Raw genomic sequence first — 23129 nt, forward strand, 5'->3', positions numbered from 1 at the left:
CTTCCGGGAACCTCCTGCATTGTCCGCAAGCACCGAACTTGACCTGATCGAACAGCCGCACGACGGCGAACTCGCGCTCACCGGCCCTTCGGTCAGGCTCGATCCGCTGCATCGCCCGGTGCGCGGCGACCTCGCCCACATCGCGCTGGCGGGCAAGGTCTTCGTGCCGCACTATGCCGTGCCGATGCCGCACGCGGTGGCGGGCGACGGTGCGGCGCTGCGCAAGGCCGGCAATGCCGAGGGCGAGGTGATCGTCGATCTGGCAGGCGGCGAGACGTTCAACGTGCTCGACATGGCGGGCGGCTGGGCGTGGGGCCAGCAGGGGGAAGACGGTTTCGTCGGCTATGTGCCGCAAAGCGCGCTGGTGCTGGCGTGACTACCTCGGTCTTCATCGACGGCGCGGTCGGCACCACGGGCCTTGAAATCGCAGAGCGGCTGGCAGGACGCAGCGAGTTTTCGCTGATCACGCTGGAAGAAGCCCGCCGCAAGGACGAGGCCGCGCGGCGTGAGGCGATCAACGACGCCGACGTCGTGATCCTGTGCCTGCCCGACGATGCGGCGAAGGAATCGGTGGCGATGATCGCCAACGACCGCACCCGCGTGATCGACGCTTCTACCGCGCACCGCGTGGCCGATGGCTGGACCTATGGCTTTCCCGAGATCGTCGGGCGCGAAACCGTGGCCAATGCCAAGCGCGTGTCGAACCCCGGCTGCTATCCCACCGGCTTCATCGGCCTGCTGGCGCCGCTCGTTCACAACGCGTTGCTGCCTGCGGCGTGGCCCTACAGCGTCAACGCCGTGTCGGGCTATTCGGGCGGCGGCAAGGCGCTGATCGGGCGGTTCGAGCAGGACCGCGACATCGCCTGGCGCGGCTATGGCCTGACCTTCGGGCACAAGCACGTGGCCGAGATGCAGCGCTATTCGGGCCTGATGATCGCGCCGCTGTTCAGCCCGGCGGTGATCGCCGCGCATCGCGGCATGGTCGTGGAAATCCCGCTGCCGCTGGGCGTGATGCCCGGCAGCGTGCCGCCCGAGCTGCTGCGCGGCGCGCTGACGCAGTTCTATGAAGGCTCGAAGGTCGTCACCGTGGCGCAGGATCTGCCGGCCGATGGCGAGATGCTGATGCGCGGATCGATGGAGCCGTGGGACGGGCTGACGCTGCACGTGATGGGCAGCGCCGATGGCGAACAGGCGCGGCTGGTCGCGGTCCTCGACAACCTGGGCAAGGGCGCGAGCGGGGCGGCGGTGCAGAGCCTGAACCTGATGGCGGGGCTCGACGAGACGGCGGGGCTGCGGCTTTAAACCTTGACGTTCCCCATAAGCGGATTGTGAGGTTTCTAATTACTTGACCCGATCAGGCACAAATGTAGTCATCTCCTCAGTTAAGGGGGGAGCTATGCGGTTTTTTGTTGCCTGTATTTCAATGGCGGTATCCGGGGCTGGCGTCTGTTGCGCTCAGGAAACAGCGCCTGCTCATCACACCGTGCAACTGAGCAAGGTCATCCTGAATCCTCAAATCGCAAAAGAAAACCAGCATGTCAAAGTTGGCACGATCTGCCTCTTGGCCGGATCACCTCTCGATTTCGGCAGCACTGAGCGCACGGCGAGCTACGAGCGATTTGAGCGGCTGTTTGCAGAAGTGATGAAGGCAAAAGGATTTTCCGTTCAAGAGAAGTCTGCAAATTTGTTCGAGGAAAATAGCAGCGGCGAATCAGCGGATTTTCTAATGGGCGCAACATTTCAGCCCGCGAGTGTCACGATGTGCGATTCGGTGAATGGTCAGAAGGGGGCAATCTCGATTTCCGTCGAATGGCAGATCTATGATCGCACCCAGAAAAAAGTCGTCGAAATCATCAAATCGGCGGGTAAGGGTGAACGAGCGAAATTCGACCAAGACGGCCTCAACGGCATGATTAACGATGCGTTCAAGGACTCGCTGAACGCGATGGTGGACCAAGGCAAGGTCCAAAAGTATTTAGGCGCACCGACGCCTCACTGAGTTCTCTTTGCGGCTACGTTGTCACTAAAAAGGGCCCGCTTCCCTTCGGAAGCGGGCCCTTCTACGAGCTCGAATTTTTCGGAAGGATCAGTCTTCCGGCGCGATCGTGACGCGCAGGCCGTCGAGGTCGCCGGTGATCTGCACCTGGCACGACAGGCGCGAGGTTTCGTTGCGGTGGTCCGAGCTGTCGAGCAGGTCGTTCTCGTCCTCGCTCATCGCAGGAACCTTGTCGCCGAACGCCGGGTCGACATAGACGTGGCAGGTCGCGCACGAGCAGCAGCCGCCGCACAGCGCCAGCAGTTCGTCGAACCCGTTGTCGCGAATGGCTTCCATCACCGACAGGCCGGCATCGACGTCGATGGTCTTTTCTTCACCCGAGCGGTTCACGACAACAAGCTTCGGCATTGTCCAGGTCTCCTGTCAGGGAGCCACGCCGCCCCCACTGTTCCCATTTGGGCCGGGCTGCTATCGCGTCCCCCCGGATTTGGCAAGGCTGACACGGCGCGTTGGCCGAAAAGGAACAGGAGGCACCGATGGGGCTGACCGCAGGACAGATCGCCGAAGGGCTCGCCTTCATCGCGCAGGCGACGCCCGCCCTTGCCGCCGCGATCGAGCGGGTCGGCCATCCCGAGCCGCGCATCCGCCCCACCGGCTATCGCACCTTGCTGCGTACGATCGTCGGCCAACAGGTCAGCGTATCGGCGGCCGCCTCGGTCTGGGCCAAGCTGGAGGCGCTGCTGGGCGAGGACATGCCGCCGCACGACCTGCTCGCCGCCGATTTCGATTCGCTGCGCGCCTGCGGTCTGTCACGCCAGAAGCAGGGCTATGCCCGATCCTTGTGCGAACTGGTGGTGTCGGGCGAACTCGATCTTGATGCGCTGCCTGAAGACGACGAGGAGGCGATTGCCGAACTGGTCAAGATCAAGGGCATCGGGCGCTGGTCGGCAGAGATCTACCTGCTGTTCGCCGAAGGACGGCCCGACATCTGGCCCGCGGGCGATCTTGCGGTGCAGGTGGGGTTGGCCAAGCTGCTCGGCCTTGCCGACCGCCCCAGCGAGACGCTGACGCGCGAGCTGGCCGAAACGTGGCGCCCGCATCGCGGGGCGGCGGCGATCTTCACCTGGCATTGCTACAACAACCCGGCGCTGTAAGCTGCGCCCCGATAATCGGGAGGGGCGAAAGACAATGCGCAAGGCGATCTTCATCACCGGCGGCGGATCGGGCATCGGGCGCGCCGTGGCGCAGCGTTTCGCGCGCGAAGGCTGGTTCGTCGGGCTGGCCGACATCAGCGAAAGCGGCATGGCCGAAACGGCGGCGCTGCTGCCGCAAGGGGCGAGTTCCACGCACAAGCTCGACGTGCGCGACCGCGCGGCCTGGGGGGCGGCGCTGGCGGACTTCGCGAGTGCCGCTGGCGGGCGCATCGACGTGGTGTTCAACAATGCCGGGGTGCCGCTCGGCGGGCCGGTGGTGGACCTCGCGCCCGAGGAGATCGAGCGCACGCTCGACATCAACCTGAAAGGCGTGATCTTCGGCGCGCAGGCGGCGCATCCCTGGCTGAAAGCGAGCGCGCCAGGCTCGGTGCTGCTCAATACGGCCAGCGCGGCAGGACTTTACGGCACGCCCGGCGCGTCGGTGTATTCCGCCACCAAGTTCGGGGTGCGCGGCGTGACCGAATCGCTCGACGGCGAATGGGCGGCGGACGGGATCGCGGTGCGCGACCTGATGCCGGGCTTCATCGAAACCCCGCTGCTTGATCACGCGCCGAACCGCGCCAGCAACGAGGACATCCGCACCCGCGTGCAGGGCGCGGGGCTGGAGATCACGCCGGTGGGCGCGGTGGCCGATGCGGCCTGGGCGGCGGTTCAGGGGCAGAAGCTACACACGCTGGTCGGGCCGACGGCGCGGCGCATGGCGTTCTTCTCGCGCTTCCTGCCCGGCGCGGTGCGCAAGCAGGTGCGCAACGCCGGCCGCGCGCTGGGATGAGCGTCAGGCGGCGAACCGCTCCATCGCCGCCGCCATGGCAAGGTCGCGCTGGCTGATGCCATTGGCGTCGTGCGTGGTCAGCGTCACGTCGACGCGGTTGTAGACGTTGAACCATTCGGGGTGGTGGTCGGTCTTTTCCGCCTCCAGCGCCACGCGCGTCATGAAGGCGAAGGCCTGCGAGAAATCGGCGAAGCGGAAGGGCTTGACGAGGGCGAGGCCGTCGTCGCGCAGCGTCCAGCCGGGCAGGGTGGCCAGCGCCGCTTCGATTTCGGCTTTCAACAAGGGGGCAATCGCCATTTCGCGTCTCCTTGGCAGGGCTCACGCTTTCCCCTATCGCGCGGCCCCATGCAACCCTGCCGCCTTGCCGCCTACGACATCGCCTGCCGGCGCGGCGATCGCGTGCTGGTGCGGGGTGTGTCGTTCGAGCTTGCCGGCGGCGAGGCGCTGCATCTGGCCGGGCCCAACGGCATCGGCAAGTCGAGCCTGATCCGTATCCTGGCGGGCCTGCTGCGCCCGGCGTGGGGCCATGTCGAGCACGAAGGCGGCATGGCGCTGTGCGATGAACGCATGGCGCTCGACCTGCATCGCCCGCTGGGCGAGGCGCTGGCCTTCTGGGAGCGGATCGACAATGCGGGCGGCGCGCGCGCCGATTTCGGGCTGGAAGACCTGCTCGACGTGCCCGTGGGCTACCTCTCTACCGGGCAGAAGAAGCGCGCCGCGCTCGCGCGGCTGGCGGCCAGCGGGGCGCGGATCTGGCTGCTCGACGAACCGCTGAACGGCCTCGACGCGCACTGGGGCGCGGCGGCGCAGGCCGCGATCGAGGCGCATCGGGCGATGGGCGGGATCGCGGTGATCGCCTCGCACCAGCCGCTGGGGCTGCGGGCGATGCGCACGATCTCGCTGCTGGAGCATCTGCCGTGAAGCTGGGCCGGGCTCTGCTGACGATCTTCGCGCGCGACCTTGCCATCCTGCTGCGCGGCGCGCTGGGGCGGGGCGGGGCGCTGCTGCCGCTGCTGTTCTTCCTGGCTGTCGCCATGATGTTCCCGTTCGCGGTCGGTCCCGATGCCCGCCTGCTGGCGCGGACCGGCGCGGGCGTGATCTGGGTGGCGGCGCTGCTGGCCGCGATCCTGCCGCTCGACCGGCTGGTCGAACCCGACATGGAAGCGGGCTTCTTCGACCAGTGGGCCTTGCGCGGGCTGGCCGAAGAAGCGGTGCTGGCGGTGCGCATCCTCGCCCACTGGCTGAGCTTTGGCGTGCCGCTGATGCTGGCCGCGCCGATTTCGGCGGGGCTGCTCTCGCTTGATCGCGTGCAATTGCTGCTGATCGAACAGGGGCTGCTGCTGGGCACGCCCGGCCTCGCCGCGATCGGCGTGACCATCGCCGCGCTGACAGCGGGCTTGCGCGCAGGTTCTGCGCTGGGCGGGATGCTGGCGATTCCGCTTGCGGTGCCGCTGCTGATCTTCGGCGCGGGTTCGCTGCAACCGGGCGGCGAGGGTGGGCTTGTCCTGCTGGCCGCAAGCAGTCTGGCGGCGCTGGCCATCGCACCCTTCGCGGGCGCAGCCGCGATACGCGCGGGCCGCGAGTAAATCTCAAGCGCAAAAGCATTGCCGTTCGCGTCAAGCCGCCCTAACTCGAGCGGCATGACTGTCCCTGCGCTTAACCCCAACTCGCTTTCGCTGATCGGCAACACGCCGCTCGTCCGTCTCGCCGGACCTTCCGAGGCCACGGGGTGCGAGATCTTTGGCAAGTGCGAATTTGCCAACCCCGGCGCTTCGGTGAAGGACCGCGCCGCGCTGTGGATCGTGCGCGATGCCGAGGAGCGCGGCCTGCTGAAGCCAGGCGGCACGATTGTCGAGGGCACGGCGGGCAACACCGGCATCGGCCTGGCGCTCGTCGCCAATGCGCTCGGCTACAAGACCGTGATCGTGATGCCCGAAACACAATCGCGCGAGAAGATGGATACCTTGCGTGCGCTTCGCGCCGAGCTGGTGCTGGTTCCGGCCGCGCCGTTCTCCAATCCGGGGCACTTCGTCCACACCTCGCGCCGCATCGCCGAGGAAACGGAGGGCGCGATCTGGGCCAACCAGTTCGACAACATCGCCAACCGCCGCGCCCACATCGAAAGCACCGCGCCCGAGATCTGGGAGCAGATGGAGCATCGCATCGACGGCTTCACCTGCGCGGCCGGCACCGGGGGCACGATCGCGGGCACGGGTCTCGGCCTCAAGTCGTTCGACGAAAGCGTGACCATCGCGCTGACTGATCCGCACGGTGCGGCGCTCTACAACTACTACGCCAATGGCGAGTTGAAGGCGGAAGGCTCGTCGGTGGCCGAAGGCATCGGGCAGGGGCGCATCACCGCCAACCTCGAAGGCGCGCCGATCGACACGCAGTTCCGCATTTCCGACGAGGAAGGCCTCTACTGGGTCGAGCGCCTGCTTGCCGAAGAAGGCCTGTGTCTCGGCCTGTCGAGCGGGATCAATGTTGCGGGCGCCGTGGCGCTGGCCCAGCAACTGGGCAAGGGGAGCCGTGTCGCCACGATCCTGTGCGACACCGGCTTCCGCTACCTCTCCTCGCTCTATAATCCGGTCTGGCTGGAAGCGAAGGGCCTGCCGGTCTTCCCCTGGCTGAAGCAATAAGGTAGCATCGCGGGGATGGCGTTTCCCGGCATATCTTCCCGATCCGCAGCGCGTCCGGTGCCGCCTGTGGCCGATGTGCCGCTGGTTCCCGTTCACCACGTGCCGCTCAGCCCGCGCGCGTTGCGAGCGCAGGCGGTGCATCGCCTGCAGGTCGGGCTGTTCGGACTTGCGGGCATGCTGCTGCTGGTCAGCCTCGCCAACGTGATCATGGACCGCGCACAGATCGGCGATGCCAGCGCGGGCGTCGGCCCCGATGCGGCGGCGAGTGCCAGCGCATCGCCCGCCAACGATCCGCTGGTCGACATGGGCGTGGCGCCCGAACTGCCCGTCGATGGCGCAGCAGCGCAGAAGCCGAAGCCGCCTGCGGGCGGTGCGAACCACTGAGGCTTTCCCTGACGCAAGGGGCGTGGCGGCGCTGGCTGCTGCTGGTGGCGGTGCTGCTGGCCGGGGTGGCCGTGCTGGCGCTCGCCCTGTCGCGGCAGCCTGCAAGGTCGCAGGCGCGGCCCACGCTCGGCGTGTTCACCAGCTTGCCGGTGATGTGGCGCGAGGCGGACGGCCTTTCCGCGCATCTGGATGCAAACCAGCAGCCGACATGGGTGCGCGCGGAACTGGAGCAGCGTTTCGCCCCCCGGCCACTCGACACGCTGCTCGAGTTGCGCGGCTTGCGCTTCCTGCTGATCGCCCAGCCACGCCCGCTCGATCCGGCGGAGAACGTCGCGCTCGATCGCTGGGTGCGCGCTGGCGGGCGCCTGCTGCTGGTCGCCGATCCGATGCTGACCGCGCCCAGCCGGTTTCCCATCGGGGACCGTCGTCGCCCGCAGGATGTGGTGCTGCTTTCGCCCATCCTCACGCATTGGGGCCTGGATCTGAGCTTTGATGAGGATCAGCCGGCGGGCCTGCGGGAAATCGCGGGAAGCAACCTGCAGGTCGACCTTGCCGGGCGCTTTGCGCCGCGCCCGGGCGGACATTGCCGGATCGCGCGCGAAGGGCTTGTCGCGACCTGCGGCATCGGCCGCGGGCGCATTCTGGCCGTGGCCGATGCCGCGCTGCTGGACACCAGCGACTCGTCTCCGTGGCGCGCGGCAATGCTCGTCGGGCTGATCGACGAAGCATTCGGCCGCGCCGGGCGATAACTTACGGGAAAATACGGGAAGGCTGTGCTGCGGCGTGGGCGTTGGGCGCTGTCTCGCGCGCAAAGCCCAGCAATTTCGGCATTTCGTGTGAGGGTATCAGGCTGCCGAGGTGGTGCCGGCAACTTTGGGTAACAGGCGGAATCTCATGGAAAACGAACGTTTGACCGCGTTTTCCCGTAAATTCCCGTTGTGGCCCGCTCCATCCCAAGATAAGACTTGGGCTTATCGGGACGAACTCCATGTCGCATCCGCGGGGGATGGCTGGCAGCGCGCACGCGCTTGCCGGTGGATGGGAGCTTTTTGTCTCGTGCGCGCGGGGACTTTGACGTGGCGGGAGCGCCGTCAAATTATTGGGGGCAGGGCTTTTCGCCGCGTGGCGAGAAGAGCCGCTTCGTCCTCCCCGCAGACTTTCGCAGCACCGTGAAGGATGCCTCGGGCGGGCAGCGCGTGCTGTGCCTCGACAAGCACGCCAAGCACCCCTGCCTCGTCGGGTTCGGCCTGTCCCGCGCCGAAACCTTCGCTGAGCAGATCGCGCATGAAGAGCGCATCGCGCTCGAACGCCGCGAAGAGTTCGACCCCGACATGCGCGCCGCGCAGCTCTTCGGCTTCCTGCGCGTCAGCTTCGACGAATCCGGGCGCTTCGTCCTGCCCGACCATCTGGGCGATCAGGCCGCGATCGGCGAGGCGCTCTATTTCCATGGCGGCGGATCGCACTTCACGATCTGGTCGCCCGACGTGTTGTTCGAGATGGGCGCGGGCTGGGACGCTGCCAAGGCTACGTGCCGCGCGCTGATGGCCGAAGCATCGAGCAAGGGGCGGCGCAAGTGAGCCAGTACCCCGATCTTCCCGCCGATGCCCCGCACATTCCCGTGCTGCTCGATGAAGTCGAACAGGCACTGGCGCCCAAGGCTGGCGACGTGATCGTCGACGGCACGTTCGGCGCGGGCGGCTATACCCGCCGCCTGCTGGCTGCCGGCGCGACGGTCCATGCCTTTGATCGCGACCCGCATGCGATCGAGGCCGGGAGCCGCTGGGGAGAAACCTGTGGAAATCCTGTGCGTCTCGTCCTGCACCATCGCCGCTTTTCCGAGCTGGCCGAAGGGCTGGCAGAGGCCGGAATTGCGCAGGTTCAGGGCGTCGTCCTCGATATCGGCGTGTCTTCCATGCAGATCGACCAGGCTGAGCGGGGATTTGCTTTTTCCGTCGATGGGCCGCTGGATATGCGCATGTCGCAGGAAGGGCCCAGCGCGGCCGATTTCCTGAACGAAGCTGGCGAGGGGGAGATTGCCGACGTCCTCTACCGCTACGGCGAAGAGCGTCAGTCGCGCCGCATTGCGCGGGCCATCGTCGCCGCGCGCCCGCTCACCACGACGGCGCAGTTCGCGGCCGTGGTGCGCAAGGCGCTGGGCTATGTGCCGGGCATGCGCGGCAAGAACGCGCCCAAGGATCCGGCCATCCGCAGCTTTCAGGCTGTGCGCATCCACGTCAACGGCGAGCTGGACGAACTGGTCGCGGGCCTCGCCGCGGCCGAGAAGGTGCTCGCGCCCGGCGGACGTCTGGCGGTGGTCACGTTCCACAGCCTCGAAGACCGCATCGTCAAGCAGTTCCTGCGCCAAGGCGCGGGCGCCATGCCGGGGGGCTCGCGCCACCTGCCGCAGGCCGCGCCCACCGTAGCGCCGGTGTTCGAGAAGCCTTCGGCGGCGATCCGTCCGTCCGAGGCAGAAGAAGCGCGCAACCCGCGCGCGCGGTCCGCAACCCTGCGCTGGGCGGTGCGGACGTCCGCGCCGGCGCGGGAGCATCACGGGAGCATCGCGGCATGATCGTCACGGCCCATCGCCTGCGTTCCATCGGCTGGATCGTGCTGCTCGCGATTTGTGCCGCGCTGACCATGGTGCTGGCGTTCCGCGTCAACGCGCTGCGCAGCCAGGTCCATCATGCCGAGATGAAGATCGTCGCGCTGCAGCAGGAGAAGATGTACCTCGAGACCGAGTTCGAGACGCGCGCCAACCAGCAGCAGCTGAAGGCGTGGAACGATGTCGAATTCGGCTACGTCGCGCCGATGGCGGGACAGTACCTTGAGAACGAGCGCGAATTGGCCGCGCTATCCAAGCCTGTCGAGCCCGACGCGCCCGCGCCGATCCGCGTGGCGAGCGCCGACGACGCGGTGGTGGCGCAGGCGGCCTTCCCCGCGATGGTTTCACCGCTGTCGGGCAAGCCGCTGTCCGATGCGAAGGCAGAGGCCGACGAGCGCCCGGCCAAGGTCGACCATGCCGCTGCCGCCGCCTCGCTGGGCGAAAGGCTCGCGAAGGTCGATCGCGGCAATGACGCGCCGGTAAAGCCGCGCGTGCGCCAACTGGTCGCCAGGGACGGCGACAAGGCGGAAAAGCCTGCGAAGACCGCCAGGGCGGACAAGATCACCAAGCCCGAAAAGGTCGCAAAAGCGGACAAGCCGACGAAGCCGGTCAAGGTCGCGGTCAAGTCCGACAAGCCGGTGGACAAGCCCAAGGCCAAGGCTTCCGCCTCCGCCGCCGCGCCGGTTAAGGCCACCAAGGTGGCGGCGAAGGCCAAGGAGGCCAAGCCCGCCGCTGCGCCTGCCAGGAAGAAGGAGGTGAAGGCAGCCAAGTGAACGCGCTCACCGCCTCGGCCGCGATTGCTTCTGGCCGCGTCCAGCTTGCCAACGTGCGCCAGCGTTCGCTGGTGACGGCCAAGCTGCGCACGCTGTGGGTGCTGCTGCTGTTCATCTTCGCGACCCTCACCGCGCTGGTTCGCATTGCCCAGCTCGGCCTGTTCGAGGATGCGCCCGAGCGCCGCTCGATGGCCGACGCGCTGCTGCCCCCGCGCGGCGAGATCACCGACCGCAACGGCGTGGTGCTGGCGCGCGCCTTTCCGTCCTATTCGCTGTGGTTCAATCCCAAGGCCTTGGGGCAGGGTGGGGGGCAAGGCAGCTCGCCGCTGGTCAAGACGCCCGAAGAAGTGGCAAAGGCGCTGCTGACCATCTTCCCCGATGCCGATTACGCCGACCTCGTCGCGCGGCTGAAGTCCGACAAGCCGAGCTACCTGCGCAAGCGCGTGATGCCCGAGGAAGCCAACAGGGTCTTCGCGCTGGGCGAACCCGCGCTCGAATTCCCGCGCGAGAACCAGCGCTACTATCCGCAGGGCTCGCTGGCCGCGCACGTACTCGGCTACGTCGATGAAGAGGGCAAGGGCCATGTCGGGATGGAGCAGGTGCTGGAAAAGCGCCTGCTCGACCCGGCGCAGCGCGGCCAGCCTTTCGCGCTGTCGATCGATGCGCGGGCGCAGGGCGCGCTTGAGGATGAACTCGGGCGGGGGATGCTGGAATCGAATGCCAAGGGCGCGGCCGGCATCATTCTGGACGCTGATACCGGCGAAGTCGTTGCGCTTGCCTCGCTGCCCTCGTTCAATCCCAACCGTTCGGACCGCGCGTTCAACGATCTCGTATTCAACCGCGTGTCGAACCAGGTCTACGAACTCGGTTCGGTGATGAAGCCGGTGACCGTCGCCTCTGCCATCGACGCAGGCGTGGTGACCGACATGGCGACCCGCTACCCGGCGGGGCCGCTGCACGTCGGGCGGTTCACCATCCACGACAGCCACAACTTCGGCGCATCGCTCAACGTGCCCGAGGCGCTGATCCATTCGTCGAACATCGTTACCGCGCAGATCGCCGACAAGCTGGGCGGCCCGGCGCTGCGCAACACGATGATGGCGCTGGGCATGAACGAGCGCCCGACAATCGAACTGCCCGCGCGCGGCTTCCCGATCTGGCCCAAGGGCGACTGGGCGCGCCTGACGACGATGACGGTCAGCTACGGCCATGGCATGGCGGTGAGCCCGCTGCATCTCGCCGCCGCCTATGCCGCGCTGGTCAACGGTGGCGTGTGGCGCCCCGCCACGCTCTATAAGATCGCGCCGGGGCATGTCCCCGAAGGCCGCCGCGTGTTCAAGGCTTCGACCAGCGCGCGCCTGCGCCAGCTGCTGCGCATGATTGTGGTCGACGGCACCGGCAAGAAGGCGGAAGCGCCGGGCTTCCGCGTGGGCGGCAAGACGGGGTCGGCGGAAAAGCCGGGCACGGGCGGCTATCGCAAGACTTCGCTGATCGCGACGTTCGCGGCTGCTTTTCCGATGGACAAGCCGCGATACGTGGTGATCGCCATGCTCGATGAGCCGCAGGGCACGCAGGCCACCTCGTTCCAGCGCACCGCCGCGTGGAACGCGGCCCCCATCGTGGGCCGCGTGGTGCCGCGCATCGGGCCGCTGTTGGGCATCGTGCCCGACGCCAGCCGCGACGTGGACATTTCGGACCTCAGCCCGCTGGTCGGCAACGGAGACGGCGAATGAAGCTGGGTGCGCTCGTGGCGGCGGCAGGCCTCGCCTTCGACGGAAGCGGCGAGGGCAACGTCTCGGGCTTTGCCATCGACCATCGCAAAGTCGCCCCGGGAACCGTGTTCGGCGCTTTCCCGGGTACGCGCTTCAACGGCGAGGATTTCATCGACGCCGCGATACAGGGAGGCGCGGTGGCGGTGGTCGCGCGCCCGCAGGCCAGGGTTTCGGGCGCGGTACACATCGCCGCCGACGAACCACGCCGCGCCTTTGCGCGCCTTGCCGCGGGGTTCTTCACGCCGGTTCCGCAAACGGTCGTCGCGGTCACCGGCACCAACGGCAAGACCTCCACCGTCGAGATGACGCGCCAGCTCTGGCGCATGGCGGGCCATTCCGCCGCCTCGATCGGCACGCTGGGCGTGACCACGGCGGACGAGAGCGTGTCGACCGGCCTGACCACGCCAGACATCGTGACCTTCCTGTCGAACATGACAGGGTTGGCGCGCGAAGGCGTCACCCACGTCGCCTACGAAGCGTCGAGCCACGGTCTCGACCAGTTTCGCAACGAAGGCCTGCGCGTGATCGCCGGAGCTTTCACCAACCTAAGCCGCGACCATCTCGATTACCATGCGACGATGGAGGACTATTTCGCGGCCAAGATGCGCCTGTTCGACGAGGTTGTCGCCGATGACGGTTCCGCCGTCGTCTGGGCCGACGATGCCTGGTCGGCACAGGCAGTCGAGCACGCCGGGCGACGGGGGTTGCGGCTGCTCACGATGGGAGAGCAGGGGACTGCGGTCCGCCTGCTCTCCCGTACCCCCACGCAACTGGGTCAAGTGCTGGAGATCGAACATGACGGTGCGCGCCGCAAGGTCACGCTGCCGCTGATCGGCGCCTATCAGGCCGCCAATGCCCTGGTTTCGGCGGGACTCGTGCTGGCCAGCGGTGGCGAGGCGGGCGCGACGTTCGACGCGCTTTCACGCCTGCAACCCGTGCGCGGGCGGCTGGAGCGCGCCGCGATCAACCGCGCAGGCGCGCCGGTCTATGTCGATTACGCGCACACGCCCGATGCGATCGAGGCCGCCATCGCCGCGCTGCGCCCGCACGTGGCCGGGCGGCTGATCACCGTGTTCGGCGCGGGCGGGGATCGCGACGAGGGCAAGCGCCCCGAAATGGGCCGCAGCGCCTGTGCCGGCTCCGAGGTGGTGATCGTCACCGATGACAATCCGCGTGGCGAGGACCCTGCGCTGATCCGTTCAGCCGTACTCAAGGGCTGCGATGGAAAGGCGCGCGAGATCGGCGACCGGCGCGAGGCCATCGCTGCGGCCATCGCCATGGCTGCACGCGACGACATCGTGCTTGTCGCGGGCAAGGGGCATGAACAGGGCCAGATCGTAGGGCGGGGGGATGCCGTGCGCGTGCTGCCCTTCGACGATGTGCAGGTGGCAAGGGAGTGCACCACATGAACGCCCATCCCGCCATGATGAACTGGCCGGTAGACCCGATCGACACGCGCGGGCTTGCACTGTGGACGGCGCAGGAGATCGCCGCGGCAACCGGGGGCAGCGCCTCGGGCGCGTTCGAGGTCTCGGGCTGCGAGATCGACAGCCGCGAAGTACGCGACGGTGACCTGTTCTTCGCCTTGAATGGTGAAACATCTGACGGCCACCGCTTCCTTCCTGGGGCGTTCGAGCGTGGGGCTGCCGCCGCCATCGTCGATCGCCCCATCGAACAGCCGCACGTGCTCGTTTCCGATACCTCAAGTGCGCTTGAGGATATGGGAAAAGCCGCGCGAAATCGGGTAGATGCGGGGATTATCGGGGTCACCGGCTCCGCTGGCAAGACCGGGGTCAAGGAAGCGCTTTACGCCGCGCTCGACCGGGGCAGCCGGGGCCGCGCGCACCGTTCGGTGAAGAGTTACAACAACCATGTCGGGGTTCCGCTGAGCCTTGCGCGGATGCCGGCGCGCACCAGCTTCGGCGTGTTCGAGATGGGCATGAATCACGCGGGCGAACTGGCCGCGCTGACCCGGCTGGTGCGCCCCCATGTGGCGGTCGTCACCACCATCGCACCCGCGCACATCGGCCACTTCTCGGGCGAAGAGGCCATCGCCGACGCCAAGGGCGAGATCTTCGAGGGGCTTGAGCCGGGCGGGGTGGCGATCATCCCGGCCGACAACCCCCATTACATGCGTTTGCGCGCCAAGGCCGAGCGGCACGCCGAACGGATCGTCGCTTTTGGCAGCGGTCCCAAGGCGAACGCCCGGCTGCTCGATGCCGTGCCCGCGATCGGCGGCGGAACGCTGGTGACGGCGGACCTTGGCGGGCGCAAGCTGTGCTACACGATTGCCCAGCCGGGCGCACACTGGGTGGCCAATTCGCTTGCCGTCATGGCGGCGGTCGAGGCGATCGGCGGCGATCTGGGTGCGGCGGGCCTGGCGCTCGCCGAGATGGAGGGCCTTGCCGGACGTGGTGCGCGCCACACGGTGCCCGCGCGCGGCGGGGATGGCTCCGGTCAGGCGCTGCTGATCGACGAGAGCTACAACGCCAATCCTGCTTCGATGCGCGTCACCATTGAGCAGCTTGGCGCAACGCCTGCCCGCCGCCACGTGGCCGTTCTGGGCGCGATGCGCGAACTGGGCGCCGACGAGGACCGCTACCATCGCGAACTGGCTACTCCGCTGGTCGCCGCAGGGATCGACCGGGTGATCCTCGTCGGCCCCGAAATGGCCGCATTGGCGCAAGCGCTGGGGAAAAGCGCGAGCGGTGCGCTTGCCGAGGCAATCGAAGTCGATCATGTCCAATCGGCGGCCGAAGCGGCGGAATGCCTCGCTGCCGAAGGGCCGCAGGGTGGCGACGCCATCCTTGTAAAAGGGTCGAATTCGGTCGGGCTGGGCGCGCTGGTACGCGCCCTGACGGCCAGGGAAAACTGAATGCTCTACCTCCTGGCGCACCTGCTTCACTACGAGGGGTTCAGCAACCTCTTCCGCTACCAGACCTTCCGCGCCGGGGCTGCGCTGCTGACCGCGCTGGCCATCGGGTTGGTGATCGGACCGCGCTTCATCAACATGCTGCGCGTGCGCCAGGGCAAGGGCCAGCCGATCCGCGAGGACGGCCCGCAGACCCACCTCGCCAAGCGCGGCACGCCCACCATGGGCGGGCTGATGATCGTGATCTCGTGCACGCTCGGCATCCTGCTGTGGATGGACGTTTCCAGCCGCTACGTGTGGGCCTGCCTTGCGGTGACCTGGGGCTTCGGGCTCATCGGCTTCCTCGACGATTACGACAAGGTGACGAAGTACGCGCACAAGGGCGTTCCGGCCAAGGTGCGGCTTGCAGGCGAATTCGTCGTCGCGGGGATCGCCGCCGCGCTGGTGGTGACCGACACCAACCTCTATGTGCCGGTGTTCAGCAATCTCTATATCCCGCTCGGGCCCTTCTACTACCTGTTCGCGGCCTTCGTGATCGTGGGCGCAGGCAATGCGGTGAACCTGACCGACGGGCTAGATGGCCTTGCCATCATGCCGGTGATCATTGCCTCGGGCACTTTCGCGATCATCGCCTATCTCGCCGGGCGCGTCGACTTTGCGCATTACCTCGGCATTCCGCACGTGCCGGGCGCGGGCGAACTGGCGATCTTCTGTGGCGCGGTGATGGGGGCGGGCCTTGCCTTCCTGTGGTTCAACGCCCCGCCTGCAGCCGTGTTCATGGGTGATACCGGCAGCTTGGCGCTGGGCGGCACGCTCGGCGTGATCGCGGTGGCCGCGCACCACGAAATCGTGCTGGCTATCGTCGGCGGCCTGTTCGTGATGGAGGCGGTTTCCGTGATCGTGCAGGTGTTCGTCTACAAGCGGACCGGCAAGCGCGTGTTCCGCATGGCGCCGATTCACCACCATTTCGAGCAACTGGGCTGGAAGGAATCGACCGTGGTCATCCGCTTCTGGATCGTCTCGATCGTGCTGGCGCTGATCGGCCTTGCGACGTTGAAGGTGCGATGAAGCGATGATCGTCTCCTCCGCCTTTGCCGGTAAGCGCTATGCTGTTCTGGGTCTCGCCCGTTCGGGCCTGACCAGTGTCAACACGCTGCTGGAAAGCGGGGCTGACGTGTTTGCCTGGGACACGCGCGAGGAGGCGCGCGCCGCCTGTGATCCGCGCGTGACGCTGGCCGACCCGCTGACGCTGGACCTGACCGGGTTTGCAGGCGTGGTCGTCTCGCCCGGCGTGCCGCTCAACCGCCATCCGATCGGCCCCCATGCCGCGTCGTTCGGCGTGCCCGTGATCGGCGATATCGAACTGTTCGCCCTTGCACGCGCGAGCCTGCCTGCGCACCGCGTGGTCGGCATCACCGGCACCAATGGCAAGTCGACCACCACCGCGCTGGTCCACCATCTGGTCGAGGCGGCGGGCATCCCTACGCGGATGGGCGGCAACATCGGCCTGCCCGTTCTGGGGCAGGACCCGCTGCCCGCAGGAGGCGTCTATGTGCTCGAATTGTCGAGCTACCAGATCGACCTTACCTACAGTCTCGAGACCGATGTCGCGGCGCTGATCAACCTCAGCCCCGACCATCTCGACCGCTACGACGGTTTCGAGGGCTATGCCGCGTCCAAGGCGCGCCTGTTCGCGATGCAGCGGGCCGACCAGCACGCGGTGTTCGGGCGCGGCGATCCGCACACGCTGCGCATTGCGGGCGAAGTCTCGGGCAGCCGCGCAGGCACGCTGGTCCACATCGTCGATCCCAATACGCTCGAAGGGCAGAAGGACTGGCCTTCGCTGCAAGGGCCGCACAACCTCCAGAACGCGGCCATCGCAGTCGCCATCGCCCGTGCGCTGGGCATCGGCGAGGGCGTGTGGCGCGAAGGCCTCAAGAGCTTCGTCGGCCTGCCGCACCGGATGGAGCGCGTGGCCGAAGCGGACGGCGTTCTGTTCATCAACGACAGCAAGGCGACCAACCCAGCTTCGACCGCGCCCGCGCTGGGCGCCTTTCCGCGCGTTCACTGGATTCTGGGCGGGCTGCCCAAGGGCGACGACCTGGACGATTGCGCGCCCTATTTCGATCACGTGGTGCAGGCCTATACCATCGGTGAGGCGGGCCCCCGCTTTGCCGAGATCCTTGATCCGATCATGCCGGTGAAGCGCAGCGAGATGCTGTGCGATGCCGTGCGCCAGGCGATGGACGAGGCCAAGCCAGGCGAGGTCATCATGCTCTCCCCGGCGTGCGCCAGCTTCGACCAGTTCCGCGATTTCGAGGCGCGGGGTGACAGCTTCCGCCAGATCGTCGAGGCGCTGATCGCCGACCGTGCCGCGCCCTGCCCGCCGTCCGATCGCCCGACAGTCGAGGGCGCATGAGCGCGACGGCCGAACCCACCCGCCATGTGACCACGCCGACCAAGGATGGCGGCGTGCGCGTGGTCGGGCGGGGCAACCGTTATCGCCGCAGCCGCCGCAGCGAACTGGTGATCTGGTGGCGCGAGATCGACCGCGTGCTGCTGGGCCTGATCCTCGCGCTGGTCGTGGTCGGCATGATCGCGGTCGCCGCCGCATCGCCCGCGGGCGCGCACCGGCTTTCGACCTCGCAGAAGACGCTGGGCGACCTGTTCTTCTTCTGGCTGCACTTGCGCTGGCTGGCGGTGGGGCTGGTGGCGATGTTCCTTGCCTCGTTGCTGCCCAAGGAATCGGCGCGGCGTCTGGCGATCCTGATCGCGGGCGCGATGATCGTGGCGCTGGTGCTGGTGCCGCTGGTCGGCAGCGAAGTGAAGGGTGCCAAGCGCTGGCTGTGGATCGGGTTCAGCCTGCAGCCGTCCGAATTCCTCAAGCCCGGCTTTGCGATCGCGGTGGCGTGGATCCTGTCGTGGCGGCTGCGTGATCCCAATATTCCGGTGATCGGCATCACGATGGGGCTGATGGGGCTGACCGGCGTGCTGCTGATGGCGCAGCCCGACTTCGGCTCGACCGTGCTGTTCGGCGGCGTGTGGTTCGTGCTCGTGCTGCTGTCGGGCCTGCCGCTCAACCGTATCCTGTGGTCGATGGCAGGCGGCATCGTCGTGGTGATCCTCGCCTACCTCTTCTATCCCAACGCGACGCACCGCATCGACAGTTTCATTTCGGGCGGCAACGAGTTCGACCAGGTCGACCTTGCCATGCGCACGCTGCTCAACGGCGGGTGGAGCGGCACCGGCCTGTGGCTGGGCAGCCGCAAGATGGCGCTGCCAGAAGCGCAGACCGACTACATCTTCTCGGTCATCGGCGAGGAGTTCGGCCTGATCGCCTGCGCGATGATCGTGGTGCTCTACTGCGCGATCGTGGTGCGCGTGATGCTGCGCCTGATCGACGAGGACGACCTGTTCACGATCCTGGCTGGTGCGGGGCTGACCGCGCAGTTGGCGGGGCAGGCTTTCATCAACATCCTCGTCAACCTCCAGCTGTTTCCGTCCAAGGGCATGACCCTGCCGCTGATCAGCTATGGCGGCTCTTCTACCATCGCGTTGCTGTTGGGCGTGGGCTTCCTTCTCGCCATTACGCGGCGCAATCCCTATCTGAGCCGCGAATCCTTCGACTTCAGGGAGCTTCCCCGCAAATGAGCGGCAGTCGTCCACCGGGTGTCTCGCGGCACTATGTCCTCGCAGCTGGCGGTACGGGCGGGCACTTGTTGCCCGCCTTCGCGCTTGCGGTGGAGCTGGAACGGCGCGGCCACCACGTCGCGCTGGTGACGGACGAGCGCGGCGCGAAGATTCCGGGCAAGCCCGCGTTCCTGCCCGCGCACGTCCTGCCCGCCGGGCGGCTGGGCAAGAACCCCCTATCGTTGATGAAAGGCATGCGTGCGATCTGGCGCGGGCGGGCAATGGCCTTGCGTCTGTTCGACAGCTTCGAACCGGCCTGCGTTGTTGGATTTGGCGGCTACCCTGCGCTGCCCGCGCTGCTGGCGGCGCAGGCGGCGAATATCCCCACCGTGATCCACGAACAGAACGCAGTGCTGGGCCGGGTCAACCGCTTTCTGGCCAAGCGCGTGGATGCGATCGCCACCGCCTATGGCGAAGTCGACCGGCTCGATCCCAGGTTGGCGAACAAGGTCCATTGCATCGGCAATCCGGTGCGTCCTGAAGTGCTGGCGCTGCGGGGCGAACCGTTCCCTGAATTCAGCGAGGACAGCCTTTTCCGCGTGCTGGTGACCGGCGGCAGCCAGGGCGCTTCGGTGCTGTCCGAAGTGGTGCCCGATGGCCTCGCCATGCTGCCCGCCGCGCTGCGCCACCGCCTGCAGGTGACGCAGCAGTGCCGCCCGGAAGACCTTGAGGCGGTGCGCGCGCGCTATGCCGGGCACCAGATACCGGCCGAGCTTGGCACCTATTTCGAGGACATGGCGAGCCGCCTTGCCGAAGCGCACCTGTTCATCGGGCGGGCGGGCGCTTCGACCATCGCCGAACTGACCGCCGTCGGGCGCCCTGCGATCCTCGTGCCGCTGCCGATCGCCACCGACGATCACCAGGCCGCCAACACGCGCGAGATCGTGCGCGCGGGCGGGGCGCGGGCGATCCGCCAGACCGGCTTCACCCCCAAGGAACTTGCAAAGCAGATCCAGACGATGGCGCTCCATCCCGAAACGCTCGCCAATGCCGCCCATGCCGCGTGGAACTGCGGATTGCCCAATGCCGTGTCCGATCTTGCCGATCTGGTCGAAGGTTTCGGCGGTGCGCCGACGATGGACGTGATCCGCGTCAGCGAAACGCAGAGCGCCATTGCCCAGACCGGGGAAGCGCTGGCGCGGGAGGCGGTGCAGTGAAGGGCGTCGGCACCGAGATCGGCACGATCCACTTCGTCGGCATCGGCGGCATCGGCATGTCGGGCATCGCCGAGGTGATGCACAACATGGGCTATGCGGTGCAAGGGTCGGACATGGCCGAAAGCTATGTCGTCGAGGGCCTGCGAAGCCGGGGCATCAAGGTGATGATCGGCCAGCGCGCCGAAAACGTCGATGGCGTTTCGGTGGTGGTGACCTCGACCGCCGTGAAGCGCGACAATCCGGAAGTCGTCGCCGCACTGGAAGCGCGCGTGCCGGTGGTGCGCCGCGCGGAAATGCTGGCCGAGCTGATGCGGCTCAAGAACACTGTCGCGGTGGCGGGCACGCACGGCAAGACGACCACGACATCGATGGTGGCCTGCCTGCTCGATGCGGGCGGGATCGATCCGACCGTGATCAACGGCGGCATCATCAATTCCTATGGCTCCAACGCGCGCCTTGGCGACAGCGAGTGGATGGTGGTCGAAGCCGACGAGAGCGATGGCTCGTTCCTGCGGCTGGATGGCACGATCGCGGTCGTGACCAACATCGACCCCGAACACCTCGATCACTACGGCTCGTTCGACCGGGTGAAGGAAGCCTTCGTCGAGTTCATCGAAAACGTGCCGTTCTATGGCGCGGCGATGTTGTGCATCGACCACCCCGAAGTGCAGGCGGTGATCCCGAAGGTGCGCGACCGCCGCGTGGTGACTTACGGCTTTTCGGCGCAGGCCGACGTGCGGGGCGAGGCGGTCACGCCGATTCCCGGCGGAAACCGCTTCACCGCCGTGCTGCGCCAGCGCGATGGCAGCTTCCGTCGGATCGAGGACATCGAACTGCCGATGCCCGGTCGCCACAACGTGCAGAACGCGCTCGCCGCCGTGGCTGTGGCGCGCGAGATGGGCGTTTCGGAAGACCTGATCCGCACGGGCTTTGCCAAGTTCGGCGGGGTGAAGCGCCGCTTCACCAAGGTGGGCGAAGTGGCCGGAACGACGATCATCGACGATTACGGCCACCACCCGGTCGAGATCCGCGCCGTGCTGGCCGCTGCGCGCGAAGGGGTGAAGGGCCGCGTCATCGCCGTGGTCCAGCCGCATCGCTTCACGCGCTTGCGCGACCACATGGATGACTTCCAGGGCGCGTTCAACGATGCCGACGTGGTCTATGCAGCGCCTGTCTATCCGGCGGGCGAACAGCCCATCGAGGGCGTGGACAGCGCCGCCATGGTCGAAGGCATCAAGGCGCGCGGCCATCGCAGCGCGCACCTGATCGCCGGGCCGGAGGCGCTGGCGAAGGAACTCGCGGGCACGATCCAGCCGGGCGACATGGTCGTGTGCCTTGGCGCGGGCGACATCACCAAGTGGGCGGCGGGTCTGGCGGCGGCGATCGAGCTTGAGCGGGGGGCGGCGTGACGAGCGCGACGCTGCCGCAGGTCCGCGGCAAGCTGACCCCCGATGCGCCGCTCGCCCCGCTGGTCTGGTTCAAGTCTGGTGGTTCTGCGCAGTGGCTGTTCGAGCCGAAGGACGTGGCCGACCTGCAGGACTTCGTCGCGGGTCTCGATCCGCGCGTGCCGGTGATGGCGCTGGGCCTCGGCTCCAACCTGATCGTGCGCGATGGCGGGGTGCCGGGCGTGGTGATCCGGCTGGGCAAGGCCTTCGCCAAGGTCGAGCGCGTGGACGAAGTGACGCTCGATTGCGGCGGCGGGGCGAGCGGCATTCTCGTATCCTCCACCGCGCGCGACAATGGGATCGCGGGGCTTGAATTCCTGCGCTCGATCCCCGGCACGGTCGGCGGCTTCGTGCGCATGAACGGCGGCGCCTATGGCCGCGAGGTGAAGGACATCCTCGTCGATTGCGACGTGGTGATCCGCTCGGGCGAGGTGGTCACGCTGCCGCTGTCGGAACTGGGCTATACTTATCGTCATTCCGACCTGACCGACGGAAGCATTGTCGTCGCCGCGCGCTTTCGCGGTGTGCCGGGCGACCCCGCTGCCATCCAGGCCGAAATGGACCGCATCAGCGCCGCGCGCGAGGCTAGCCAGCCGCTGCGCAGCAAGACCGGCGGATCCACGTTCAAGAATCCGCAAGGTGGCAAGGCGTGGGAACTGGTCGACAAGGCCGGTTGCCGGGGGCTGCAGATGGGCGGCGCGCAGGTCAGCGAAAAGCACACCAACTTCCTCATCAACACCGGCGATGCCACCAGCGCGGATATCGAAGGGCTGGGCGAGGAAGTGCGGCGCCGGGTCAAGGAAAACTCCGGCTTCGAGCTGGAATGGGAAATCAAAAGGATCGGTCGTCCGTGAGCCTGCCCAAACTTCATGTCGCGGTCCTGATGGGCGGATGGTCGAGCGAGCGCCCGGTCTCGCTGATGTCGGGCGAGGGCGTCGCCAAGGCGCTGGAATCGCGCGGGCATCAGGTCACGCGGATCGACATGGGCCGAGACGTTGCGCTGCGTCTGGCCGAAGCCAAGCCCGATGTCGTGTTCAATGCACTCCACGGCACGCCTGGCGAGGACGGCACGGTGCAGGGCATGATGGACCTGATGGGCCTCACCTACACCCATTCGGGCCTCGCCACGTCGGTCATCGCGATCGACAAGGAACTGACCAAGCAGGCGCTGGTGCCGCACGGCATCCCCATGCCCGGGGGGCGCATCGTCGAGACGGCAGAGCTGTTCGAGCGCGACCCGCTGCCGCGTCCCTATGTGTTGAAGCCGGTAAACGAAGGTTCGTCGGTGGGGGTTGCGATCGTGACCGCCGATGGCAACTATGGCACGCCGATTGCCCGTGACAGCAAGGGGCCGTGGCAGGAATTCGACCAGCTGCTGGCCGAACCCTTCATTCGCGGCAAGGAACTGACCACGGCGGTGCTGGCGGACAAGGCTTTGCTCGTCACCGAGTTGAAGCCCAAGTCGGGCTTCTACGATTTCGACGCCAAGTACACCGACGGCATGACCGATCACATCTGCCCGGCGGAAATCCCCGATGACGTGGCCGAGGCATGCAAGGACATCGCCCTGCGCGCGCATCGCCTGCTGGGCTGCAAGGGCACCAGCCGTTCGGACTTCCGCTGGGATGATGAACAGGGTGTCGATGGGCTGTTCCTGCTGGAAGTGAACACCCAGCCGGGGATGACGCCGCTCAGCCTCGTGCCCGAACAGGCGCGCAAGCTGGGCATGAGCTACGAGGATCTGGTCGAGGCGATCATCGCCGACGCGCTGGCCGGCAAGGCGGCGGTTATGGCCAGCGGGACGGGGGACTGA

The 23129-nt window shown here is 67.3% G+C and carries 25 protein-coding genes; 23 read left to right on the forward strand and 2 right to left on the reverse strand.

What is annotated here, in order from left to right:
• The first annotated feature begins 19 nt into the window (after positions 1–19).
• The 3 genes from K3A84_RS06365 (at position 20) to K3A84_RS06375 (ending at position 1999) form a co-directional block, all read left to right on the forward strand.
• Positions 20–376, forward strand: a complete 357-nt coding sequence (locus K3A84_RS06365) for an SH3 domain-containing protein (RefSeq protein WP_225008490.1) — start codon at positions 20–22, stop codon at positions 374–376.
• The gene (gene argC / locus K3A84_RS06370; RefSeq protein ID WP_225008491.1) at positions 373–1302 is read left to right on the forward strand and encodes an N-acetyl-gamma-glutamyl-phosphate reductase; all 930 of its coding nucleotides are present in this window, start codon (positions 373–375) and stop codon (positions 1300–1302) included. The genes K3A84_RS06365 and argC overlap by 4 nt, the downstream gene beginning before the upstream one ends.
• A 94-nt stretch (positions 1303–1396) precedes the next feature.
• Positions 1397–1999 (forward strand): hypothetical protein, encoded by a 603-nt coding sequence (locus K3A84_RS06375; RefSeq protein ID WP_225008492.1) that lies wholly within the window; start codon positions 1397–1399, stop codon positions 1997–1999.
• 87 nt (positions 2000–2086) lie between these two features.
• Here the strand turns inward: K3A84_RS06375 and K3A84_RS06380 are convergent, their stop codons facing one another.
• A complete protein-coding gene (locus K3A84_RS06380) occupies positions 2087–2404 on the reverse strand; it encodes a 2Fe-2S iron-sulfur cluster-binding protein (RefSeq protein ID WP_225008493.1) in 318 nt (105 codons plus the stop codon).
• A 128-nt stretch (positions 2405–2532) separates the two neighbouring features.
• Between K3A84_RS06380 and K3A84_RS06385 the strand changes: the two genes are divergently transcribed.
• Together K3A84_RS06385 and K3A84_RS06390 are read left to right on the forward strand one after the other, a co-directional pair.
• Positions 2533–3150 carry a DNA-3-methyladenine glycosylase family protein gene (locus K3A84_RS06385; RefSeq protein WP_225008494.1) on the forward strand — a complete coding sequence of 206 codons (618 nt, stop codon included), beginning with the start codon at positions 2533–2535 and terminating at the stop codon, positions 3148–3150.
• A gap of 34 nt (positions 3151–3184) precedes the next feature.
• Positions 3185–3982, forward strand: coding sequence for an SDR family oxidoreductase (locus tag K3A84_RS06390; RefSeq protein WP_225008495.1), 798 nt, complete (start codon positions 3185–3187; stop codon positions 3980–3982).
• Positions 3983–3985: 3 nt separating this feature from the next.
• Here K3A84_RS06390 and K3A84_RS06395 read toward each other — a convergent pair whose 3' ends face one another.
• Positions 3986–4279 (reverse strand): 4a-hydroxytetrahydrobiopterin dehydratase, encoded by a 294-nt coding sequence (locus K3A84_RS06395; protein ID WP_225008496.1) that lies wholly within the window; start codon positions 4277–4279, stop codon positions 3986–3988.
• A 48-nt stretch (positions 4280–4327) separates the two neighbouring features.
• Between K3A84_RS06395 and ccmA the strand changes: the two genes are divergently transcribed.
• From ccmA to K3A84_RS06485, 18 genes are all read left to right on the forward strand, one after another.
• Positions 4328–4903 carry a heme ABC exporter ATP-binding protein CcmA gene (gene ccmA / locus K3A84_RS06400; RefSeq protein ID WP_225008497.1) on the forward strand — a complete coding sequence of 192 codons (576 nt, stop codon included), beginning with the start codon at positions 4328–4330 and terminating at the stop codon, positions 4901–4903.
• 2 nt (positions 4904–4905) lie between these two features.
• The gene (gene ccmB / locus K3A84_RS06405) at positions 4906–5568 is read left to right on the forward strand and encodes a heme exporter protein CcmB (protein ID WP_225008896.1); all 663 of its coding nucleotides are present in this window, start codon (positions 4906–4908) and stop codon (positions 5566–5568) included.
• Between the two features lie 54 nt (positions 5569–5622).
• Positions 5623–6621: a cysteine synthase A gene (locus K3A84_RS06410; protein WP_225008498.1), complete on the forward strand. Its 999-nt coding sequence runs from the start codon at positions 5623–5625 to the stop codon at positions 6619–6621.
• A 57-nt stretch (positions 6622–6678) separates the two neighbouring features.
• Positions 6679–7005, forward strand: a complete 327-nt coding sequence (locus tag K3A84_RS06415; protein ID WP_225008499.1) for a hypothetical protein — start codon at positions 6679–6681, stop codon at positions 7003–7005.
• 44 nt (positions 7006–7049) lie between these two features.
• Complete coding sequence (locus K3A84_RS06420; protein ID WP_225008500.1) at positions 7050–7754, forward strand: GldG family protein; 705 nt, start codon at positions 7050–7052, stop codon at positions 7752–7754.
• A 327-nt stretch (positions 7755–8081) separates the two neighbouring features.
• The gene (locus K3A84_RS06425) at positions 8082–8582 is read left to right on the forward strand and encodes a division/cell wall cluster transcriptional repressor MraZ (protein ID WP_225008501.1); all 501 of its coding nucleotides are present in this window, start codon (positions 8082–8084) and stop codon (positions 8580–8582) included.
• On the forward strand, positions 8579–9574 hold the full coding sequence (gene rsmH / locus K3A84_RS06430) for a 16S rRNA (cytosine(1402)-N(4))-methyltransferase RsmH (protein ID WP_225008502.1): 996 nt from the start codon (positions 8579–8581) through the stop codon (positions 9572–9574). The genes K3A84_RS06425 and rsmH overlap by 4 nt, the downstream gene beginning before the upstream one ends.
• Positions 9571–10380, forward strand: a complete 810-nt coding sequence (locus tag K3A84_RS06435; protein WP_225008503.1) for a hypothetical protein — start codon at positions 9571–9573, stop codon at positions 10378–10380. The genes rsmH and K3A84_RS06435 overlap by 4 nt, the downstream gene beginning before the upstream one ends.
• Entirely contained in the window at positions 10377–12113 is a 1737-nt protein-coding gene (locus tag K3A84_RS06440; protein ID WP_225008504.1) for a peptidoglycan D,D-transpeptidase FtsI family protein, read from the forward strand. The genes K3A84_RS06435 and K3A84_RS06440 overlap by 4 nt, the downstream gene beginning before the upstream one ends.
• Entirely contained in the window at positions 12110–13561 is a 1452-nt protein-coding gene (locus K3A84_RS06445; protein ID WP_225008505.1) for a UDP-N-acetylmuramoyl-L-alanyl-D-glutamate--2,6-diaminopimelate ligase, read from the forward strand. The genes K3A84_RS06440 and K3A84_RS06445 overlap by 4 nt, the downstream gene beginning before the upstream one ends.
• Positions 13558–15027, forward strand: a complete 1470-nt coding sequence (locus tag K3A84_RS06450; RefSeq protein WP_225008506.1) for a UDP-N-acetylmuramoyl-tripeptide--D-alanyl-D-alanine ligase — start codon at positions 13558–13560, stop codon at positions 15025–15027. The genes K3A84_RS06445 and K3A84_RS06450 overlap by 4 nt, the downstream gene beginning before the upstream one ends.
• A complete protein-coding gene (gene mraY, locus K3A84_RS06455; RefSeq protein WP_225008507.1) occupies positions 15028–16092 on the forward strand; it encodes a phospho-N-acetylmuramoyl-pentapeptide-transferase in 1065 nt (354 codons plus the stop codon).
• 4 nt (positions 16093–16096) lie between these two features.
• Entirely contained in the window at positions 16097–17443 is a 1347-nt protein-coding gene (murD, locus tag K3A84_RS06460; protein ID WP_225008508.1) for a UDP-N-acetylmuramoyl-L-alanine--D-glutamate ligase, read from the forward strand.
• Positions 17440–18675, forward strand: coding sequence for an FtsW/RodA/SpoVE family cell cycle protein (locus K3A84_RS06465; protein ID WP_225008509.1), 1236 nt, complete (start codon positions 17440–17442; stop codon positions 18673–18675). The genes murD and K3A84_RS06465 overlap by 4 nt, the downstream gene beginning before the upstream one ends.
• Positions 18672–19871 carry an undecaprenyldiphospho-muramoylpentapeptide beta-N-acetylglucosaminyltransferase gene (murG, locus tag K3A84_RS06470; protein WP_225008510.1) on the forward strand — a complete coding sequence of 400 codons (1200 nt, stop codon included), beginning with the start codon at positions 18672–18674 and terminating at the stop codon, positions 19869–19871. The genes K3A84_RS06465 and murG overlap by 4 nt, the downstream gene beginning before the upstream one ends.
• Complete coding sequence (murC, locus tag K3A84_RS06475) at positions 19868–21280, forward strand: UDP-N-acetylmuramate--L-alanine ligase (RefSeq protein ID WP_225008511.1); 1413 nt, start codon at positions 19868–19870, stop codon at positions 21278–21280. The genes murG and murC overlap by 4 nt, the downstream gene beginning before the upstream one ends.
• A complete protein-coding gene (gene murB, locus K3A84_RS06480) occupies positions 21277–22170 on the forward strand; it encodes a UDP-N-acetylmuramate dehydrogenase (RefSeq protein ID WP_225008512.1) in 894 nt (297 codons plus the stop codon). The genes murC and murB overlap by 4 nt, the downstream gene beginning before the upstream one ends.
• A complete protein-coding gene (locus K3A84_RS06485; protein WP_225008513.1) occupies positions 22167–23129 on the forward strand; it encodes a D-alanine--D-alanine ligase in 963 nt (320 codons plus the stop codon). Before murB ends, K3A84_RS06485 begins: the two co-directional genes overlap by 4 nt.

The organism is Novosphingobium percolationis, assembly GCF_020179425.1.
GTDB classification, from domain to species: Bacteria; Pseudomonadota; Alphaproteobacteria; order Sphingomonadales; family Sphingomonadaceae; genus Novosphingobium; species Novosphingobium percolationis.

What these genes read in the sequence shown, in the direction of transcription:
- K3A84_RS06375 (WP_225008492.1), top strand. Translation starts at nt 1,397, where the DNA reads ATGCGGTTTTTTGTTGCCTGTATTTCAATGGCGGTATCCGGGGCTGGC.
- K3A84_RS06380 (WP_225008493.1), bottom strand. Translation starts at nt 2,404, where the DNA reads ATGCCGAAGCTTGTTGTCGTGAACCGCTCGGGTGAAGAAAAGACCATC.
- K3A84_RS06385 (WP_225008494.1), top strand. Translation starts at nt 2,533, where the DNA reads ATGGGGCTGACCGCAGGACAGATCGCCGAAGGGCTCGCCTTCATCGCG.
- K3A84_RS06390 (WP_225008495.1), top strand. Translation starts at nt 3,185, where the DNA reads ATGCGCAAGGCGATCTTCATCACCGGCGGCGGATCGGGCATCGGGCGC.
- K3A84_RS06395 (WP_225008496.1), bottom strand. Translation starts at nt 4,279, where the DNA reads ATGGCGATTGCCCCCTTGTTGAAAGCCGAAATCGAAGCGGCGCTGGCC.
- ccmA (WP_225008497.1), top strand. Translation starts at nt 4,328, where the DNA reads ATGCAACCCTGCCGCCTTGCCGCCTACGACATCGCCTGCCGGCGCGGC.
- K3A84_RS06410 (WP_225008498.1), top strand. Translation starts at nt 5,623, where the DNA reads ATGACTGTCCCTGCGCTTAACCCCAACTCGCTTTCGCTGATCGGCAAC.
- K3A84_RS06435 (WP_225008503.1), top strand. Translation starts at nt 9,571, where the DNA reads ATGATCGTCACGGCCCATCGCCTGCGTTCCATCGGCTGGATCGTGCTG.
- K3A84_RS06445 (WP_225008505.1), top strand. Translation starts at nt 12,110, where the DNA reads ATGAAGCTGGGTGCGCTCGTGGCGGCGGCAGGCCTCGCCTTCGACGGA.
- K3A84_RS06450 (WP_225008506.1), top strand. Translation starts at nt 13,558, where the DNA reads ATGAACGCCCATCCCGCCATGATGAACTGGCCGGTAGACCCGATCGAC.
- mraY (WP_225008507.1), top strand. Translation starts at nt 15,028, where the DNA reads ATGCTCTACCTCCTGGCGCACCTGCTTCACTACGAGGGGTTCAGCAAC.
- murD (WP_225008508.1), top strand. Translation starts at nt 16,097, where the DNA reads ATGATCGTCTCCTCCGCCTTTGCCGGTAAGCGCTATGCTGTTCTGGGT.
- K3A84_RS06465 (WP_225008509.1), top strand. Translation starts at nt 17,440, where the DNA reads ATGAGCGCGACGGCCGAACCCACCCGCCATGTGACCACGCCGACCAAG.
- murG (WP_225008510.1), top strand. Translation starts at nt 18,672, where the DNA reads ATGAGCGGCAGTCGTCCACCGGGTGTCTCGCGGCACTATGTCCTCGCA.